Here is a 19,784-nt window from a genome sequence, read left to right on the forward strand (position 1 = left end):
AGCTGCTTGTCGCTCATCATTTTCCGGAACCGACGGCCAAGGGGAAACGGGCAGGATTGCCACGCATTTGGCCGTAGCGGGTTGGCGCCATGTTACGGATCGGCCCTCGGGATTCAACCCTGTCAGCGGAAAATGACGGATAAAATCAGTTGGATGACCGTTCTAGGTTGTCGAAAAGATGAGCACACTCTATTTGAGAACCTGAAGCTTTTTCAGGCTTGGCTGCTTGCGAACGGGACATGCGATGCATAGTTCCGTGGACGACGCAGAAGCGGTGGAAAGCCCGGAGTTTCGGGCAAAAGGAAGGATTTGTTACAGTGTGGAATGCAGCAAAGGGCGTTTTTTCCTTCCTGGGCCGTTTCCTAGCCGCGCTTGCTCGTCTGATAGCCATTCCGCTTGGCGGATTATGGCGGCTTTTCCTGCGGCTCGGAATTTTGTGGAAAGTCGCGGTTGCGGTCGTCGTGATCGGTCTTGGCGGTCTTTACGTCTATTTCATCTGGCAGACTCAGGTATGGACGAATTTCGATCCCGACTATCCGGCCAAGTACAGCTATCAGGATGCGACCACGCCCGGTGAAGAGGTGAAAGCGGAGGTCGCACCGGCTGAAGCACCTTCCACCGCAGCGCCAGTGGAGCAGCCTGCTGCCACACCCGAAGCCAGCCAGACCGGCAATGAAGCATCTACGAATCAGCCGGTTCAGGCCGCGCAATTGCCATCCTTGGCGCGCAAATGTTCCCGCTCGGCCATTGCCGAAGTCGCTGCCGATCTCACCGACTTCAATGTCAACCAGAATGCATGGATTTCCTCCATGTTGCTCTACAAGCTCGGTCTTTTTGGTATGGACTGGGATCGCACCCCATTCCTCGACAACAAGGCGTCGTTCCAGCGCGGCATCAATGCAGCGGTACGCCGTACTGCGATTGAACTCGTTGACAATATCGGCCGTCTGCGCGGCACATCGCAGATCGACGGCGATCTGCAAAAGGCGCGTGGCAATCTGCAATTTGCCGAAGATTCCTGGTATTTCGGCCTGAGCCCGTTCGGTCCAAAGACGCCGACGCCGAGCTATTACCGTTCGGCGATCAAGGATTTGCGTTCCTTCAACGGACGGCTTGAAAATTGTCAGGCGACCTTCGATGCCCGCGCCGACAACCTGATCCAGTTCGTCGACCGTATCGCGAGCGACCTCGGTTCCACTTCGGCGATCCTCAAGGACCGTGCTGAGAATTACCACGCTGGCTGGTTCGACACACGGGCGGATGACCGTTTCTGGTTCGCCTATGGTCAGCTCTATGCCTATTACGGCCTGCTGCGTGCGGCGCATTCGGATTTCCGCGGCGTTCTGGCTGAAAAGCACCTCGATGGTGTGTGGGACGAGATGGAAAAGCAGATGCGTGCCGCGCTCGACATGCAGCCTTTCATCGTTTCCAATGGTAGTCCTGATGCCTGGTTCACGCCGTCGCATCTGACCACGATGGGCTTCTACATTCTGCGTGTCCGTTCCAATCTGGTGGACGTGAAACAGGTTCTGGAGCGCTGACCGGCAATGGAACTGCCAGCTTCCTTGCGACAGGCGGTGGATGCCGCGCTTGAGGGCGTGGCATTGGCCGACCTCAAGCGCGTCTCTGAACTGCTTTCACGCCGCTACCGCGCTGAGACGCGGGACGGACGAATGCATATTTCCGACGATCTTGCGGCAAAGGCCTATCTGGCGGCGCGCCTGCCTGCGACCTATGCGGCGGTTCGCGCCAGCATGGACAGTGCAGCCGAGGTTTGTCCCGATTTTGCGCCACAATCCATGCTCGATGTGGGTGCCGGGCCGGGAACCGCCCTTTGGGCGGCAAAGCAGTGCTGGCCGACACTTCAAGCCGCTACCATGATCGAGGCAAGCCCTGCGATCAGAGCTGTGGGCAACGATCTTTCGCAAAATAGCGGACTGCCTGACCTCGACTGGCGGGCAGGGGATGTGGTTCGGGAAAAACTTGATTTTCCGCAAGCCGATCTTGTGACCATTGCCTATGTGCTCGACGAGCTTGCTCCTGAAAAGCGGTTGGGACTGATCGAGCGTCTGTGGGCGTCAGCACGGCACATGCTGGTGATTGTGGAACCGGGCACACCAGCAGGCTGGCAGCGTATTCTCGATGCACGCAGGGCGCTTGTTGCTGAAGGCGCAGTCATTGCGGCACCCTGTCCACACCAGCTCGATTGCCCGTTGGTCGCGCCCGACTGGTGCCATTTTTCGCGCCGGGTTGCGCGCTCGCGCATTCATCGTCTGACCAAGGAAGCCGAAGTGCCGTGGGAGGACGAGAAGTTTATCTATCTTGCTGCGGTGCGCGAGACGGTCGGTGATGTGGAAGCGCGGGTCATCGCGCCGACGCGGGTTGGCGGCGGCAAAGTTTCGGTTAAACTCTGCAAGAATGACGGCATGGCAGAAGAGCGCCTCCTGACCAAGCGCGACGGGGATCTGTTCCGTTGGGCGCGTCGCGCCGACTGGGGTGATGCCTTGATGAAAGAGTGAGCCGGAACCGAAACCCGGAACCAAAACGATGAAGATCAGTCTGGTCCAGTTACGTCTGCTTGAAGCTGTCGCGGAAACCGGCAGTGTCGGTGCTGCGGCACGGCGCTTGCGTCTCACGCAATCGGGGGCCAGTCAGGCGATTGCAACACTGGAAAAAATCCTCGGGGTCGATGTGCTGGCGCGAAAGCGCGATGGGGCCGCCCTGACGGCGTTCGGACAATCGATCCTTGCGGATGCCAAGGCCGCCCTTGCCGCAGTCGACCGGATAGAATTGCAGGCACGATGCAGTGCTTCCGGTGTGCCCGAACGGCTGCGCGTCGCGGCAATTCCAAGCCAGCTTGAATATGTTTTGCCGGGTCTGCGAAAGACATTTCAACAGCTTTATCCCGGTATTGAATTCAGCGCTTTCGAGGGCGGGCACGATGATGTCAGCCTGTGGGTGCGCGACGGTATTGCCGATCTCGGCATTACATCGTTACCGACGCCCGAGCTTGAGGCACGGGAAGTTGGCCGGGAAGAACTTGTCGTGGTGGGGCGGCGTGATGACCCTTTCATGCGCAATGACACAATCACTGCCGGGGACTTGCGGGATCGCCAGTTGATCGCGGCTGCAGGCTGCGAAATGATTATCGACCGGATTATTCATGGTGAGGGTGAGACGCGCAGCGAGCAGGTGCGCACCCGCGACGTTGCCACGGTGCTGGAAATGGTGCGGCATGGCATCGGCACGACGCTTCTGTCAGAAATCAGCCTGCCGGGCGCCGATCTGCATGGGTTGCGGGCGCGCCGCCTCGATCCGCCGACGTTCCGCACCGTCTATATTGTTTTTCGGGCCGATAGTCCGGTCAGGCATCTGGTCGAACGGTTCTGCGATATGGCAGTGGATGCCAGAAGCCGGGCGGCATAAGAAATTCTAATATCTCATATCTTGCTTATCCGTGGCGCTCGCGCATGCCAGGGGTGCAATAGTCTGCGCTCCTTCTTCATCCTGTAGTGAGTGACCATGACGGCAATTACCGAAACCACCCCGACGAGCTCGACTTCGGACACCATACGCGGTCTGGCCTGGGGGCTGTCCGGGGTTCTGGTATGGTCCGGGTCGTTTGTCTTGACCCGTTTCGGGTTCAAGACCGCATTGACGCCTTTCGACATCATTGCCCTGCGCTTCGGCGTGGCAGGGCTGGTGCTGTTGCCGGTGGTTCTGATGAAAGGATTTGGCTTTCGCAAGCTTGGTCCGCTCGGTTTTGTGCTTCTGGTTTCCGGTGCAGGCGTTCCCTATGCGCTTTTAACCACTTGCGGCCTGCAATATGCTCCGGCGTCCCATGCAGCCGCGCTCATTCCGGGGCTGATGACAGCAATGGTTGCCGTTCTGGGAATGGCGCTTCTCAAGGAACATCTTACGCCGTCGCGCTGGTCCGGGGTCGTGCTGATCCTGATCGGCGCCATGCTGATCGCCGGTCTGTCGCAACTGGGCGGGCCGGAAATGCTCGGACATCTTTTCTTTTTCGTCGCAGCACTGGTGTGGGCGATCTATGTCATGGTGTTTCGCAGGAAGGGAATGGATGGACTGCACGCGACCGCCATCGCAGCCGTCACCTCGGCAATCGTCTATCTGCCGATCTACATGATTTTCCTGCCCAAGGGGCTTGGCGCGACATCCTGGGGCGATATTGCCCTGCAGGGTTTCTATCAGGGCGTACTTACTTCGGCCTTCGGCGTCTTTGCCTTCAACCGTGCCGTTGTGCTGCTGGGAACGGCGGCAGGGGCAGCGCTGTCGGCACTGATCCCTGTCATCACTCTGGTTCTGGCGCTTGTCCTGCTGGGTGAGGTGCCGGGCTGGACCGACACGCTCGCCGCCTTCCTGATCAGCGTCGGTGTGCTGGCACTGAACAGGAAGGGAAAGAAGTCTGTCGCATCATGAAGCCTGCAGCACTGGCCTCGCAGCAGGGCGGTTGATGATGAATACCATGGCCGCAGCGGCAAAGCACATGGCACCGGCGAGGATCAGGGCAGGGGTATAGCTGTCATAATCCGTGCGGACGAAGCCGGCGAAGGCTGCTGCGGCCGCGGCACCGATCTGATGGCCGGTAAAGACCCAACCGAAGACCAGACCGGCTTTTTCCGGGCCGAAACGCTCGGCGGCGAGCTTGACGGTTGGCGGCACGGTCGCCACCCAGTCCAGCCCGTAAAAGACGGCGAACAATGCCAGTTCGTAGACGGTGAAGTCAGTGAAGGTCAGGTAGATCAACGACAGGCCGCGCAGCGCATAGAACCAGAACAGAAGCCAGCGATTGTCGAAGCGGTCGGAAAGCCAGCCGGACATGATCGTGCCGATCAGGTCGAATGCGCCGATCACGGCAAGGATGCCTGCCGCACCGACTGGTGCGATGCCAAAATCGCCGCAGAGCGTGATCCAATGCGTCTGGATCAGGCCGTTGGTGGAAAAGCCGCAGACGAAGAAGGTCAGAAACAGGACCCAGAAAGTGGCGGTTGAAGATGCTTCGCGCAGGGTGACGAGCGGTGAGGCCAGCATGGCGCCGAAGCTCTTCCGGGGCTCGGGTGTCGGAAGCGGTGCAGTGCGGCCATAAGGCTTCAAGCCGATATCCGCCGGATGATCGCGCATCAAAGCGAGAACCAGCACAAGCGCGGCAACAAGGAAGCAAACAACGATGGTGAGCGATGTGCGCCAGCCAATCGTCTGGCTGACGCTGGCAAGGATCGGCATGAAGACGAGCTGGCCGGTAGCGTTGCTGGCTGTCATCAGGCCGACGACGAGGCCGCGCCGCTTTTCGAACCAGCGTGCTGCGACGGTTGCGCCGAGCACGAGCGCCGTCATGCCGGTGCCAAGGCCGATCACGACGCCCCAGAGCGCAACCATCTGCCATTCTTCGGTCATGAAAATGGAACCGACAAGCCCCAGTGAAATCATGACGAGAGCGGCTGCAACCACGCGGCGCAGGCCGAACTGGTTCATGAAGGCAGCGGCAAACGGGCCCATCAGGCCGAAAAGCACAAGGCGGAGCGCCATTGCGAAGGAGATATTCGCATTCGTCCAGCCGAATTCACGCTGGAGCGGTTCGATCAGAATACCCGCCGATCCCATGGCGGCAGCCGTGGCCAGCATGGTCAGGAAGGTGATGGCAGCGACGACCCATCCGTAATGGATGTTTCTCTGGGCGAGAAAGCTGGCAAGGCGGGCAGAAATCATCTTTGGCGCTTTCGGGTTCAAGCTGGTTTCAAGCTGGCTATTGGCCAGCCATGGGCTGATGGCGAAACCGTGCGCTCCATAACGGGCGCGTGGCTTCAGGTCATTGTTTTCAGTCAAAGGGCGTTCGGGCCCGATCAATCGAGACTGCGAAGAAGGCTTTGCAATTGCTCTACGCCGTCCTCTCCCAGTCTGGCTTCAATCTCCTCCTGCGCCTGATCCCAGAGCGGACCGCCGCGCTCCACGAGGTCGCGACCTTCGGCGGTCAGCGTTACGCTGGTCTCGCGGTGGTCGTCGCTGGTCGCAGGCTCGATCAGGCCCATGCGCTGCAGAACCTTCACATTGCGCCCCATGGTCGAACGATCCAAATCGGACAGATGTGCAAGTTCCGTCAGCGAAATGGAGCCTGCACGGCGGATTTTTCGCAGTGTACTGAACTGGGCAACGTTGATGCCAAGCGGCGCCAGAGCGTTGTCATAGACGCTCGATGTCTTGCGGGCTGCCTGACGCAGAAGGATACAGAAACACGGATGTGACATATTGCGGGTATATACCCGTAAATGACCGATAGCAAGATCGAAGTGAAAAACAGGGAGTTCGTTGCTGCCATTCTGCTGACAGCAACGATGCTTTCAGGTAACGCTCGTGCCCTGTTGACCGGGACTATACCGCGATATAGGCGGTTTCTTTCACTTCCTCCATCACGGCATAGGTGTGCGATTCTCGCACGCCGGGCAGAGAAAGAAGCGCCTCCGAAAGGAAGCGCCGATAGTGATCCATATCGGATACACGGGCTTTGACGAGATAATCGAAGCCGCCCGCAACCATGTGGCATTCCAGAATGTCGGGATTGCTGCGGGTGAAGGTCGAGAAGGTCTCGAAGACTTCCGGCGTGGTGCGGTCCAGTTTGATCTCGATGAAGACCAGCATGGCGCGGTCGAGCATCTTGGGTGAAAGCCTTGCCGAATAGCCGAGAATATACCCTTCTCGGGTTAGGCGCTTGACGCGTTCGGCGGTCGCTGTCTGCGAGAGATTTATGCGATCGGCCAGTTCAGTGTTGGTCAGGCGTCCATTCTCCTGAAGGGCGCGCAAAATACTCCTGTCCATCGCATCGAGATTCTTCATCAGTTGTCCCCAATGGCCGTTTATATGTGACGGCTCTGTTCTTGATTTTTGCATATGTGTTTGAGTTGCCACGGAAATCAATCCGAAATCGGCCCCTGACGCAAGACGAAACTTGTTGGGTGGTCCTACAAATTGTCGAACTGTTTCGATGAATGCCGCTTAAACATCAGCATAAATGCAAATAACAATCATAGGTTGCAAAATATGCGCAACCTATGGTAAGGATACTGTGCATACTGAAAGTTATATTACACCTGTAAATTTTGGCATGGGGTGAAGGGGGGGCCTGAAGCTGGAGGAATCGTCCCATTCCTTCCGTTTCGTCCATCCCGGTTCTGAGGAAATCCGGACAGCCCCAAACTGTCCGGATTTTCTTTGCGAGATTGATCGAATCTCTTCCCTGAGAGGGTCTGCACCGCGCATTTCGGCGGTTTAATTTTCCGGTTGCAAGCGAACACATTGAACGCTAACAGTACGTCCATGAACATTTCGCGCAATATCGTCATCAACGGTTGGTGGTGGGCCCGCTAAAAGCGGCCACGCAGGCGTTTGTGCATTTGCGTTTAGGAAACAGGCCGCTGGGATTATCCGGGCGGCCTTTTTGTTTGGCTGTTTGAATAAGACCGGCGGGGGAAACCGGGTTCTGGAAGTATTCGGAAACAGTTAAATTTGGGATAGCCGATCATGAATGCGAAGATTGCGGATAGCGAGATATTCCAGCACGAGACGGCAGGCGGCATCGTCGTCGAGCGCGTGCGCCACCTCACAGCCTATAAGGGTGCGATCGAAACCTATATCGATGCGCTCAACGAAAGGCGCGGTGCGGTGTTTTCGTCAAATTACGAATATCCGGGCCGCTACACGCGATGGGACACGGCTATCGTTGATCCTCCAGTGGTGATCACGTCACGCGCCCGCAGCGTGCGCATCGAAGCACTGAATGCTCGTGGCATCATTCTTCTGCGGCCTATCCTGGATACGGTGAAGGCTCTTGCCGAAGTAACGGTCGACAAGGCCGAGGAAAATCGCATCGAGTTGACCATTGCCGAGCCCAGCGGAACCTTTACCGAGGAAGAGCGCTCGCGCATGCCTTCGGTTTTCACGGTTCTGCGGGCCATTGTCGGCCTGTTCTTTTCCGAGGAAGACGCCAATCTCGGTCTTTACGGTGCCTTCGGTTACGATCTGGCGTTCCAGTTCGATCCGGTTCAGTACAAGCTGAAGCGCCCCGACGATCAGCGCGATCTGGTGCTGTTCATTCCCGATGAAATCTTCGTGGCAGACCATTATGCGGCACGTGCCTGGGTGGACCGTTATGAATTTACCTGTGGCGGGTCTTCCACGCATGGTCTTGCACGGGCAACGCCCGCACAGGCATTCAAGCCTTCGGAAGCCAAGCTCGCGCGTGGCGATCACAATCCGGGCGAATATGCCAAGCTCGTCGAGCGCGCCAAGGAAAGCTTCAAGCGCGGCGACCTCTTCGAAGTGGTTCCGGGCCAGACTTTCTATGAACGCTGCCACACACCGCCGTCCGAGATTTTCCGCCGGTTGAAGACGATCAATCCGTCGCCCTATTCGTTCTTCATCAATCTGGGTGACAACGAATATCTGGTCGGCGCATCTCCGGAAATGTTCGTGCGGGTCAACGGGCGGCGTATCGAAACCTGCCCCATCTCCGGCACGATCAAGCGCGGTGAGGATGCGATTTCGGATTCGGAACAGATTCTGAAACTGCTCAATTCCAAGAAGGACGAATCCGAGCTGACCATGTGTTCGGATGTCGACCGCAACGACAAGAGCCGCGTTTGCGAGCCGGGTTCGGTGCGCGTCATCGGTCGCCGCCAGATCGAGATGTATTCGCGCCTGATCCACACGGTCGACCATATTGAAGGCCGTCTGCGTGACGGTATGGATGCTTTCGACGGTTTCCTCAGCCATGCATGGGCTGTGACGGTAACCGGTGCGCCGAAGCTGTGGGCGATGCGGTTCCTTGAGGAAAATGAACGCAGCCCGCGCGCATGGTATGGTGGCGCCATTGGTATGATGCACTTCAATGGTGACATGAATACCGGCCTCACGCTGCGCACGATCCGCGTGAAGGATGGCGTGGCTGAAATCCGCGCCGGTGCAACGTTGCTGTTCGATTCCAACCCGGATGAAGAAGAAGCCGAAACCGAATTGAAGGCATCGGCAATGATTGCGGCTGTGCGCGAAGCACAGAAGAGCAATCATATCGCCGAAGAGCGTGTGGCGGCAAAGGTGGGCGAGGGGATTTCGATCCTGCTCGTTGATCACGAAGATTCCTTCGTGCACACGCTCGCCAATTATTTCCGCCAGACCGGCGCTACGGTTTCGACCGTGCGTTCTCCCGTGGCCGATGATGTGTTCGACAGGGTCAAGCCTGATCTCGTGGTCCTGTCACCCGGACCGGGCACGCCGCAGGATTTCGATTGCAAGGCGACCATCGACAAGGCGCGCAAGCGTGAACTGCCGATCTTCGGTGTCTGTCTTGGATTGCAGGCGCTGGCCGAAGCCTATGGCGGCACGCTGCGCCAGTTGCGTATTCCGATGCACGGCAAGCCGTCGCGCATTCGCGTGTCGAAGCCGGAGCGGATATTCTCGGGCCTGCCAAAGGAAGTGACGGTCGGGCGTTATCATTCGATCTTCGCTGATCCGGAACGTTTGCCGGATGATTTCCTGGTGACAGCAGAGACCGAAGATGGTGTCATCATGGCTTTCGAGCACAAGAAGGAGCCAGTTGCCGCCGTACAGTTCCACCCGGAATCCATCATGACGCTGGGCCACAACGCCGGAATGCGCATGATCGAGAATGTGGTGACGCATCTGGCGGGCAAGAACAAGGCGCGCCGTACCAACTACTGATCGAACCGCCTTTCGTCCTGATTTTGAGCCGGCCGCAGCTATTGCTGCGGCTGGTTTTTTTTATGCTCTGACGGTGCTTTTCTATTGCCTACCCATTGCCTGCTTTGGCAACTCATTTGCAACTGTAATGCCTTGCATTTGCAGGAGAAAATTAAATGCCGGAACTGAAAAAACAGGGGTACGAAGTTTAGCTTTTCTGGGGTATAGAACGCCGGTGAATTGCTGCTGCATAGGCCAGATGCGTTTTGGATGCGTTCTGCGAGCCAGCAAATGAATGAAGGGCTGTGCGTAGGCCCGTCCCGGTTTCGGGACAAAATCAAAAATATTCAAAGGTTCATCATGGACGCGAGTGCAAAGGTTCGGCGGCTTGCCGCTTGGTCTATTCCGATTGCTTTCGGTGTGATGGGTCTGAAATATCTGGCCTATGCACTGACCGGCTCCGTGGCCCTTTATTCGGACGCGCTGGAATCGATCGTCAATGTGATCGCGGCAATCGGCGCGTGGTGGGCCATCCGGGTCAGCTATCTGCCTGCCGACGACAACCATCCCTTCGGACATCATAAGGCCGAGTATATTTCGGCTGTCGTGGAAGGCGTTCTGATTACGGTCGCCGCACTTTTGATCTTCCGCGAGGCGTGGTTTGCGCTCCAAACACCGCGAATGCTCGATGAACCCTGGCTGGGTCTCGGTATCAACACGGCAGCCGCTGTCATAAACGGCGTGTGGGCGACATTGTTGATTCGCACCGGGCGCAAGTCTCGCTCACCTGCGCTGGAAGCCGACGGAAAACATATCATGACCGATGTGTTCACCTCTGTAGGTGTTCTGGTCGGTCTCGTCGGTGCTGTCGTGACCGGCTGGGCCATACTTGATCCGCTGCTCGCCATTCTGGTGGCGATCAACATTCTCTGGCAGGGCTGGCATGTCATCAATTCCTCGGTGCAGGGATTGATGGATATTGGTGTCGAGCCGACCGAGGAAATGCGCATTCGCGATGTCATTTCGGCCAATGCGGGTGGCGCCATCGAGGTTCATGATCTGAAGACCCGTATTGCGGGCCGTGTTACCTTCATCGAGTTTCATCTGGTCGTGGCCGCAGATATGAGCGTCGGCGATGCCCATGTGATCTGCGACCGTATCGAAGACGCTTTGAAGAAGCAGATCGACAGCGCGCGGGTGGTGATCCATGTCGAGCCGGAAGACGAGGCAAAGTTGCCTCCGGGGACGAGCGCAGTACCGTTCGCCTGAGTGCCTGATCCAAAAGTCGCCATGCCGGGCTGCAAATGACAATTTCTGCGCTTCCGGTGCTCATGTACGTTCAAGTACACTCCGCTCCGGTTCTCGAAATCACCATTTTCGCCGCAGCCTGCCGCTTTTTGAACTAGACACTGAATGAAATACTGTCTTGCGCAGTACAAATCTCGCGTGTAAAAGCTTTTGCCATGACGATCAAAAACGCAACATCCCTGGAACATTCCGCAGCCGCCTTCGGCGCGCGCGTTGATGTTTGCGTTCTAAACTCGCTTCTTACCCTCGGCCTTAGCGGCGATCGCCGGGCTCGCTGAAGGAGCGTCCGGCGGTCGAAAACGGTCCCGCTGGCCTGTGCTCCTTTTCAAAAAACCCTTATAATCGATCAGTAGTATCCGTGCTTGACGGGCTATAATGCCGTCGAAAGCCGGGAGGAAACGAAAATGAATCAGTCCGTCGCCACGCCGCAATCAAAATCCACCTCCGAGCGCAAAGGCATGCCTATTGCAGGCAGCAAATATTCGCCTTTCCCGGTCCCGCGGCTCGATGACCGTACCTGGCCGTCCAAGCGTATCGAAAAGGCACCGATCTGGTGTTCGGTCGATCTGCGTGACGGCAACCAGGCCCTGATCGACCCCATGGGGCATGATCGCAAGGAACGCATGTTCCGCCTGCTGGTCGATATGGGTTTTCCGGAAATCGAGATCGGTTTTCCATCCGCTTCTCAGACGGATTTCGACTTCTGCCGTTGGGCTATCGAGCAGGGCGATGTTCCCGACGAAGTGGACCTGCAGGTTTTGGTCCAGTGCCGCCCCGAACTGATCACGCGCACTTTCGAAGCACTGGAAGGTGCGAAGTCGCCGATCATCCATTTCTACAATTCCACCAGTGAATTGCAGCGCCGCGTGGTTTTCGCCAAGGATGTCGGCGGCATCAAGCAGATCGCAACCGACGCCGCCAAGATGATTATGGATATGGCGGCAAAGGCGGGCGGCGGCTATCGCTTTCAGTATTCGCCGGAAAGCTTTACCGGCACCGAAATGGATGTGGCGCTGGAAATCTGCAATGCGGTGATCGAGATCGTGAAGCCGACCGCTGATAACAAGCTGATCGTCAATCTGCCCTCGACGGTCGAGATGAACACGCCGAACATCTATGCCGACCAGATCGAATGGATGTGCCGCAATCTCGACAATCGAGAGAACCTGATTATCTCGCTGCATCCGCATAACGACCGCGGTACAGGTATTGCCGCTACCGAACTGGGCCTGATGGCGGGCGCTGACCGCGTTGAAGGCACGCTGTTCGGCAATGGCGAACGCACCGGCAATGTCGATGTGGTGACGCTGGCGCTCAACATGTACACGCAGGGCGTGGACCCTGAACTGGACTGCACCGACATCAACCGGATGAAGGAAGTCTATGAATATTCGAACCAGTTGAAGATTGCCGAGCGCCACCCTTATGTTGGCGAACTGGTCTATACGGCTTTCTCCGGCTCGCATCAGGACGCGATCAACAAGGGCATGAAGGCACGCCGTTCGGCCAATTCGCCGATCTGGGAAGTGCCCTATCTCCCAATTGATCCGCAGGATGTCGGCCGCTCCTACGAAGCGATCATCCGCATCAATTCGCAGTCCGGCAAGGGCGGTATCGCCTATATCCTGCAGGCGGATTACGGTTTGAACCTGCCGCGCAACCTCCAGGTCGAGTTCCGTGAGATCATCCAGAACATCACCGATGAAGAAGGCAAGGAACTGCCGTCGAAGCGCATTCACGAGGAGTTCCAGCAACTCTATGTGACGCAGCCGGATGCCCGCATCAAGTTCGTCGATCATCACACCATGCCGGATCCCGAGCAGAAGGGCCGTCGTATCCTGACCGCCGAGATTACCGATAATGGCGTGACCAAGAATATCGAGGGCAAAGGCACCGGCCCAATCGACGGATTTGTCGATGCGCTGTCCAAATATCTCGGCGTGAAGATGTCGGTCGTCGACTATTCCGAACATTCGCTACAGCAGGGTTCGGACGCTTCGGCCATCTCCTATGTCGAAATGGCTCATCCGGGCGGCAAATTGTTCGGCGCTGGCATCAACGACAATATCGTCAGTGCTTCACTGGAAGCCATCGTGTCGGCGGCCAACCGCGTCATCAACAAATGAGCGAACATAAATGAAATGAAAACGGCGCTTCGGCGCCGTTTTTGTTATGGAGTCAATAAAGAACGCGTTCGTTGAGCTTCGTTATTTTCTCGCTTGCATCGGAAACGCCGTGCTCTTCCATCAGGCAGGACCAGCCGCCGTCAGGCCGTTTATCGATGCTGAATATATTATAGCGAGCAGCGGGTTTATGGCCGCCGAAATTCTGGCTTGCAGATGGCACGCTGATAACGGGGATCTTGCCGTTCGGCCCGTCGATTTCATAGTGCGTGATAAGATGCGTATGGCCGTGAATGATCAGTTCCGCACCGTGCTTGCGTATGATCTTCTGGAAACGGCGAATGCCGTAAAGACGTTTATGGGCAGGCGTTGCGCCATAGATTGGTGGATGATGGATCATCACGATGCGGAAGAGGCCACGCGCACCGGCTTCATCCAGCATTGCGGCCAGACGCTTGCCTTGCGCAGACCGGAAATCACCGCTCGCCATGAAGGGGGCCGTCGCACGCGCTGACGATACGCCGATCAGCGCAACAGGTCCACGCACGCGCATATAGGGAAATTGCGGGCGATTGCCGTGATTGTCGATGCCGTCGCCGCGCATCCACGGTTCCCATTTCCGGCAGGACTTGTCGAGCGCACCGGGAACATAGGCATCATGATTGCCAGGAACGACCGAAACATCATCCGGGTTGCCCAATTTGGACAGCCAGTCATAGGCAATATCGATTTCGAGGTTGAGCGCCAGATTGACGAGATCACCCGTCACTGCGATGTGGTCAGGCGATTGCGCCTGCATGTCGCCGATGAGACTGTCCAGCACAGTTCCGTGCATCGCATTTTTACGATTACGCAGCCAATTGATATAGCCGGTGATACGCTTCGATGCCAATTCGCGATATCGCACGCGCGGCAGAGGCGAAAGATGTATATCGGAGATATGGGCCAGACGAAACATAAGGCCCATTTACTGTATTATTCTTAGAATCGAAACCTGTTTAGCGACTTTTTGTTGATGTCATTGCTGTTTTGGATAGAGCGCCGTGTGTTCTTAAGGATGCACAAAGGTCGCTCTAAACTATTGAATCTACGCATCGTGTTTTCCAAAAATCGATTCCGATTTTTGGGCTGATGCTGTAGGTATAGTGCCTCGCGGAGAGACGGTATGCGCTTTCGTCATTTCATATTTCATACTTATTTTTTAATGCGACGCCCGATGACATTGGGCGTCAGGGCTATTGTCTTCGATGAAAACAAAAATTCCGTTTTCCTTGTAAAGCATACCTATGTGCCCGGATGGCAATTGCCGGGCGGTGGCGTCGAACGTGGAGAGACGTTCGGGCAGGCGCTGGAAAAGGAGTTGCGCGAGGAGGCCAATATCGTTCTGACAGGCCCGCCGCAGCTTTTTGCGCTCTACAAGAATGCACATGCATCGCCGCGCGACCATGTAGCGCTTTATATATGCAGGAAATTCGAACAGACGGCACCGCGTTTGCCGGATCGGGAAATCGCCGAATGCGGCTTCTTCCCGCTGGACGATCTGCCGGAAGGGACAACGCCGTCAACCAAGCGGCGTCTGCAGGAAGCGCTTCACGATCTGGAACCGCTTCCGCTTTGGTAAAGGCGCGGATGCCGCGCCTTTACCGGAACATAGAGGTTTAGAAGCGGTAGGTGATACCCGTACCGATCAGCCATGGATTAAGCTTGGCCTTGCCGCTGACTTCCACGCCGCCAGCCAGAGTGGCGTCGAACTTGGGTTCCAGGAACAGCTTCTTGACGTCGAAGTTCACGCCCCAATGCTCGTTGAGCATGTAGTCGAAGCCGATCTGCAGCGCGCCGCCGAATGCGTTCTTGACCTTGAGATATTCAACGCCGGTCGCATCCTGGTTGTAGAACATGGTGTAATTCACGCCAGCACCGACATAAGGCTTGAAGGCGCCGAAATTGGTGAAGTGATACTGCAGGGTGAGGGTCGGAGGCAGAATCCATGCCTTGCCGATCTTGCCCAATCCGTCGATTGAACCGGCGCCATTGATATTGGCATAGGTCGTGCCGAGAATGAGTTCGGCTGCGAAATTGTCGGTGAAGTAATAGGTGATGTCGAGTTCAGGCGTGATCGACTTCGAATAGTCGAGATCCGAACCTGAAACGCCGTTCACATAGCCGGAATTCTGGGGGATGACGCCGAGTGCGCGCACACGGATCTGCCATGGCGACAGGGCTTCCGGTACGGCCTGAATTTCCGATGCAGGCTGGGCTACGATGGCGTCCGCAGCAAATGCTGCCGGTGCGGCAAAGCTCAGCGCGGTTGCAGTCAGCAATCCCATCGTGAAGCGGTTCATCTTCTCTCTCCTTAAGTCGTGGTCAGTCTTGTTCGCCTTGGGGGTAGTGATGCGTGCAATCTGGACCGCGCAACGAAACGCCCCATTGATCGAAATCAAAGGGGCGCAAGAGATTTGAGAGAGTGCTGATGTTCTAACAACAGTGTTGCAGGAAGAACGCAGTTGGTCCGGTCAGGCTTTCGGGAACCGGTCCCGGTCATGTGGTGCAGAGAAGTCGATTTCCGGTCCAAGCGGTACAACGCCGGTCGGGTTGATCGTCTTGTGGCTGCGATAGTAATGGCCCTTGATGTGCTCCATGTTCACAGTCGCAGCCACGCCCGGCGTCTGATAGAGCTCACGCGTGTAATTCCAAAGGTTCGGGTAATCGGCGATACGGCGCAGATTGCACTTGAAATGGCCGACATAGACCGGATCGAAGCGCAACAGTGTCGTGAACAGCCGCCAGTCGGCTTCTGTCAGGCGGTCGCCGGTCAGATAGCGCTGCCGCGAAAGGCGATCCTCAAGCGAATCAAGCGCTGCGAACAATTGCCCGAACGCTTCTTCGTAAGCTTCCTGTGTGGTGGCGAAGCCGGCGCGATAAACCCCATTGTTGATATTGGGATAGATGAAATCGTTGAGCGCATCGATCTCGCCGCGCAGTGCTTCCGGATAGAAATCGAGCGAGGCATTGCCGAAATCGTTGAAGGCAGTGTTGAGCATGCGAATGATTTCCGACGATTCGTTGGAAACAATCGTCTGGCGCTCTTTGTCCCACAGAACTGGCACGGTGACGCGACCGGAATAGTTCGGATCGGCGCGGGTGTAGATTTCATACAGCCGCTTCGAACCGTAGAGCGCGTCGCCGGTGCTGCCGGTCGTGCCGGTGAAGGTCCAGCCTTCTTCCGCCATCAGATAGTCCACCACCGAGACCGAAATGACGTCTTCCAGTCCCTTCAGCGCGCGAAAGATCAACGTGCGATGCGCCCACGGACAGGCATAGGAAACATAGAGATGATAGCGCCCCGGCTCTGCCTTGAAGCCGCCTTCGCCGCTCGGGCCGGCGCTGCCGTCTGCGGTCACCCAGTTGCGGAATTGCGATTTTGAACGTTCAAAGCGGCCTTTCGTGCTCTCGGTGTCGTACCAGACATCGTGCCACTTGCCATCGACCAGAAGTCCCATGTGATTTCTCCTTTTGGAAAGAGAATAGGCCGAGAACCGCCATTTTGCAGCATTGCAAGCCGTGAACAGTGCGTAACGATGCCAAAAAGGTCAGTCAAAGCCGCCATTTTGAAAAAAATAGTTTTACCTCTGTCCATTTTGGTGTAATGCAACTTCCAAATTGCGGTCATCCAAACGCCGACCGCCAAGGAGAATGATGTAATGGAAATGCTTTTCATCCGACGATGAAACTTGGACCGTGCCAAAGCGCGGAATGCATTCCATTGACCTGACGGTCACCGACTTCTCCTATTGCGATCTAAGCCCATGCAGCAGCTTGAACTGACCTACGCGCAGGAATGCCCGGCGCACGACATTGAAATCGAAGCTATCAATGCTGAAGCCTTCGGACCGGGCCGCTTTACCCGGGCCGCGCATTTCATCCGCGAAGGCGGCCCGCACGATCTCGAACTTTCCTTCGTGGCGCTGATGGGTGGTATCGTCGTGGGGTCAGTGCGGCAGACGCCGGTTATCGTCGGCAAGACGCCCGCACTTCTGCTTGGACCGCTTGCGGTCAGACCTGAATGGAAGAAGCGGGGCATTGGCGGCAAGCTGATGCGCATGTCGCTGGAAGCGGCGACGAAAGCCGGTCACAAGCTGGTCATTCTCGTCGGTGATGAACCCTATTATGGCCCGTTCGGCTTCAAGATGGTGGAGCCGGGTTCGATGGTCATGCCAGCATCGGTCGATCCGCGCCGGATGCTTGCTTGCGAACTGGCGCCCGGCGCGCTGAATGATGCCAGCGGGATCGTGCGCCACGCAAACCGGGCAATATAGTTAAAAAGAGGGGAAAGCGAGGGGCGGTTTACCGCCCTTCGCGATACCACATGCTGCCGAAGACGAAGAGCAGCAGGCTGAGCGCCAAGAAGCCGGAGAACAACGGCAGGCGGTTAACGCTTTTCAGCTGCGTATCCGCAGTTTCACGCAGGCCGATCCAGTCATTGCCGCTGGCACTACGATTACGACTGACGGCGGTAATCGTGGGAACACGCACCGAACTGTCGGCGCTTGCATGCACGCGATGGACCGAGCCGCCGGTCGCGTCAGCGAGCGGCTTCAGGCGATCCGTCGTGGAGATGCTGTCGGCGAATTCCGGTGCATCGATCGGCCCCACATGGGCCAGTGCTTCAAGATCGCCGTTTTTCACCCGGAAGATGCCGATTTCGTCCGTCTGCAATGAACCTTCGAACAGACCCGGCTTGCTTTGCGCAAGATTGACCTGCAACTCCTTGCCGGATGGGGTCGCGACGGTTGCAACACCGGGATTGTCGCCCATGGTCTGGCGACGGATAGAAAGTGTGCGGCCATTGCCGGAGGCGGTCAGTGCCTCTTCCTCCAGTTCCGGCTCCTGCATCAGCCAATGGGCGATACGGCGATAGAGCGAAGCATAGGGGCCGCCGCCTTCAAAGCCGCGTGCCCAGAGCCAGCCCTGATCGGAGAGGAACATGCCGACACGGCCTTTTCCGACGCGGTTGAGAACCAGCAATGGCTTGTTGTCTGCGCCGCTCATCACCGTTTCGCCCTGCGGCGCGGTAATGTCGATGGTGCGGAACCAGCGGCTCCAGTGCGGCGGTTCCTGATCGCTGCCGTCGAGACCGCGTGTGACGGGGTGGCGTTTGCCGATCGTCGTGAGGCGCGGATAGAACGCCTTTTCCGTCACCGCGCCAGTCGGCATGGCGGGCAGGGCGCTATAAAGCGGGGTGCGGGCAATTGACATTTCGCCTGCATATTCCGGGCCGGCAGCGACCAGCAAGGCACCGCCATTCTCCACATATTGTGCGATGTAATCGTAATAGAGGAGCGGCAGCACATCTCGGTGCTGGTAGCGGTCGAGAATGATGAGGTCGAATTCGTTGACCTTGTCGACGAAGAGTTCACGCGTCGGGAAGGCAATCAGCGACAATTCGTTGATCGGCGTGCCGTCCTGCTTTTCCGGCGGGCGCAAAATGGTGAAATGAACCAGATCGACGGCGGCGTCGGATTTCAGCAGGTTGCGCCATGTGCGTTCGCCATTGTGCGGCTCACCGGAGACGAGCAGCACGCGCAGGTTCTCGCGAACGCCATCTACGGTCGCGACAGCGCGATTGTTGGCATCCGTTACTTCACCGGGAAGTGCTGGCGTGGCGATTTCGACGATGTTCACGCCGGCGCGCGGCAGGGTGATTGTGACGGGGGTTTCCTGCCCGACCTGCGCTTCTTCCTCGCTGACGGTTTCGCCATTGACGCGGATTTCGACTTGCGCAGGGCTACCGAGATTCTTGCCTTCATCGATCACCGTAAACGACATTTCGAGCGGCTTGCCGCTGATGCCATAGCGCGGTGCCTTGTTGAAGCGGATGCGGCGGTCGAATTCGTCCGGTTTGCCGGTCACAAGACTGTGCAGCGGCGCATCGAAGCCAAGCGCATTCTTGTTGGCAGGAATATCATGCACCTGACCGTCGGTAATCATGATCGCGCCCGCCACGCGCGATGGCGGCACATCGAGAAGCGAACGCGCCAGCGGCCCGAAAAGCCGGGTTGCATAACCGTCTTCGTTTTCACCGGGTTGGCCTGCTTCCACAACGCGAGTTTCAAACTGCGGCATGATTGCAAGCTGGTCCTGAACCGCCTTCAAGGCGGCATCCGTGTCGGCGCGGCGGCTGCCGAGTTCCTGACTCTGGCTGCGATCCACGACCACCGAGACCACGCTTTTCAGCGGTTCGCGTTCTTCATTGATGATGACGGGATTGAAAAGAGCGAGTGCAAGTGCCGCCGCAGCCAGAAGGCGGATCAGCCCGCCACGCATTCTTAGCGCAATCGTGGCCAGAACCAACAGCGCCAGCGGCACGAGAATGGCAATAAGCCATGGCGTGGAGAGGAACGGTTCGAATTCGATATTCATTCTCACCTCCTATCGCCGTAGGTTTCTACCGCGTCAGCTACTACGCTTCTACCCTCATCCTGAGGTGCGGAGCGAAGCGAAGCCTCGAAGGATCGAGGGTGAGGGCAGGCGCGCCGTGCGTTTCCCCCCAACCCTTCGAGACGCCATCCCCGCGTAAGCGCGGGATGGCTCCTCAGGATGAGGGGGAAAGACAAACGGGATCGGGTGGTAATAGGGCTGCAAAAC

The 19,784-nt window shown here is 57.3% G+C and carries 17 protein-coding genes; 9 read left to right on the forward strand and 8 right to left on the reverse strand.

The window, feature by feature from the left end; genetic code table 11:
• Window positions 1-317: 317 nt before the first annotated feature.
• The 4 genes from HWX93_RS05560 to HWX93_RS05575 all read left to right on the forward strand — a co-directional run bounded on the left by HWX93_RS05560 (window position 318) and on the right by HWX93_RS05575 (window position 4,440).
• Complete coding sequence (locus HWX93_RS05560) at window positions 318-1,541, forward strand: DUF2333 family protein (RefSeq protein WP_176036776.1); 1,224 nt, start codon at window positions 318-320, stop codon at window positions 1,539-1,541.
• Window positions 1,542-1,547: 6 nt separating this feature from the next.
• Window positions 1,548-2,519 (forward strand): small ribosomal subunit Rsm22 family protein, encoded by a 972-nt coding sequence (locus tag HWX93_RS05565; protein WP_176036777.1) that lies wholly within the window; start codon window positions 1,548-1,550, stop codon window positions 2,517-2,519.
• A gap of 28 nt (window positions 2,520-2,547) precedes the next feature.
• Window positions 2,548-3,426: a LysR family transcriptional regulator gene (locus HWX93_RS05570; RefSeq protein ID WP_176036778.1), complete on the forward strand. Its 879-nt coding sequence runs from the start codon at window positions 2,548-2,550 to the stop codon at window positions 3,424-3,426.
• A 96-nt stretch (window positions 3,427-3,522) separates the two neighbouring features.
• Entirely contained in the window at window positions 3,523-4,440 is a 918-nt protein-coding gene (locus HWX93_RS05575; RefSeq protein ID WP_176036779.1) for a DMT family transporter, read from the forward strand.
• Here the strand turns inward: HWX93_RS05575 and HWX93_RS05580 are convergent.
• From HWX93_RS05580 to HWX93_RS05590, 3 genes are all read right to left on the reverse strand, one after another.
• A complete protein-coding gene (locus HWX93_RS05580; RefSeq protein WP_109987368.1) occupies window positions 4,435-5,727 on the reverse strand; it encodes an MFS transporter in 1,293 nt (430 codons plus the stop codon). The genes HWX93_RS05575 and HWX93_RS05580 overlap by 6 nt on opposite strands.
• A gap of 134 nt (window positions 5,728-5,861) precedes the next feature.
• Window positions 5,862-6,263, reverse strand: coding sequence for a MarR family winged helix-turn-helix transcriptional regulator (locus HWX93_RS05585; RefSeq protein ID WP_176036780.1), 402 nt, complete (start codon window positions 6,261-6,263; stop codon window positions 5,862-5,864).
• A 124-nt stretch (window positions 6,264-6,387) separates the two neighbouring features.
• Entirely contained in the window at window positions 6,388-6,849 is a 462-nt protein-coding gene (locus HWX93_RS05590) for an Lrp/AsnC ligand binding domain-containing protein (RefSeq protein WP_061345885.1), read from the reverse strand.
• A 684-nt stretch (window positions 6,850-7,533) separates the two neighbouring features.
• Here HWX93_RS05590 and HWX93_RS05595 point away from each other — a divergent pair.
• The gene (locus tag HWX93_RS05595) at window positions 7,534-9,729 is read left to right on the forward strand and encodes an anthranilate synthase component I (protein ID WP_176036781.1); all 2,196 of its coding nucleotides are present in this window, start codon (window positions 7,534-7,536) and stop codon (window positions 9,727-9,729) included.
• A gap of 81 nt (window positions 9,730-9,810) precedes the next feature.
• Here the strand turns inward: HWX93_RS05595 and HWX93_RS05600 are convergent, their stop codons facing one another.
• Window positions 9,811-10,059 (reverse strand): hypothetical protein, encoded by a 249-nt coding sequence (locus HWX93_RS05600; protein ID WP_176036782.1) that lies wholly within the window; start codon window positions 10,057-10,059, stop codon window positions 9,811-9,813.
• A gap of 9 nt (window positions 10,060-10,068) precedes the next feature.
• Between HWX93_RS05600 and HWX93_RS05605 the strand changes: the two genes are divergently transcribed.
• Both HWX93_RS05605 and leuA read left to right on the forward strand, forming a co-directional pair.
• Window positions 10,069-10,977: a cation diffusion facilitator family transporter gene (locus HWX93_RS05605; RefSeq protein ID WP_109987367.1), complete on the forward strand. Its 909-nt coding sequence runs from the start codon at window positions 10,069-10,071 to the stop codon at window positions 10,975-10,977.
• A gap of 443 nt (window positions 10,978-11,420) precedes the next feature.
• Complete coding sequence (gene leuA / locus HWX93_RS05610) at window positions 11,421-13,142, forward strand: 2-isopropylmalate synthase (protein WP_176036783.1); 1,722 nt, start codon at window positions 11,421-11,423, stop codon at window positions 13,140-13,142.
• Between the two features lie 52 nt (window positions 13,143-13,194).
• Here leuA and HWX93_RS05615 read toward each other — a convergent pair whose 3' ends face one another.
• Entirely contained in the window at window positions 13,195-14,097 is a 903-nt protein-coding gene (locus HWX93_RS05615) for a metallophosphoesterase family protein (protein ID WP_176036926.1), read from the reverse strand.
• A gap of 207 nt (window positions 14,098-14,304) precedes the next feature.
• Between HWX93_RS05615 and HWX93_RS05620 the strand changes: the two genes are divergently transcribed.
• Window positions 14,305-14,760 (forward strand): NUDIX domain-containing protein, encoded by a 456-nt coding sequence (locus HWX93_RS05620; protein ID WP_176036784.1) that lies wholly within the window; start codon window positions 14,305-14,307, stop codon window positions 14,758-14,760.
• Window positions 14,761-14,797: 37 nt separating this feature from the next.
• Here HWX93_RS05620 and HWX93_RS05625 read toward each other — a convergent pair whose 3' ends face one another.
• Window positions 14,798-15,481 carry an OmpW/AlkL family protein gene (locus HWX93_RS05625; RefSeq protein WP_176036785.1) on the reverse strand — a complete coding sequence of 228 codons (684 nt, stop codon included), beginning with the start codon at window positions 15,479-15,481 and terminating at the stop codon, window positions 14,798-14,800.
• A gap of 171 nt (window positions 15,482-15,652) precedes the next feature.
• Window positions 15,653-16,639, reverse strand: a complete 987-nt coding sequence (locus tag HWX93_RS05630) for a glutathione S-transferase family protein (protein WP_176036786.1) — start codon at window positions 16,637-16,639, stop codon at window positions 15,653-15,655.
• Between the two features lie 306 nt (window positions 16,640-16,945).
• On the opposite strand from HWX93_RS05630, the gene HWX93_RS05635 reads away from it, so the two are divergent.
• Window positions 16,946-17,455 carry a GNAT family N-acetyltransferase gene (locus HWX93_RS05635; RefSeq protein WP_176036787.1) on the forward strand — a complete coding sequence of 170 codons (510 nt, stop codon included), beginning with the start codon at window positions 16,946-16,948 and terminating at the stop codon, window positions 17,453-17,455.
• Window positions 17,456-17,483: 28 nt separating this feature from the next.
• Here HWX93_RS05635 and HWX93_RS05640 read toward each other — a convergent pair whose 3' ends face one another.
• Window positions 17,484-19,559 carry a glutamine amidotransferase gene (locus HWX93_RS05640; protein ID WP_176036788.1) on the reverse strand — a complete coding sequence of 692 codons (2,076 nt, stop codon included), beginning with the start codon at window positions 19,557-19,559 and terminating at the stop codon, window positions 17,484-17,486.
• Window positions 19,560-19,784 lie beyond the last annotated feature (225 nt).

The organism is Brucella tritici, from assembly GCF_902825325.1.
In the GTDB taxonomy this organism is placed as follows: domain Bacteria; phylum Pseudomonadota; class Alphaproteobacteria; order Rhizobiales; family Rhizobiaceae; genus Brucella.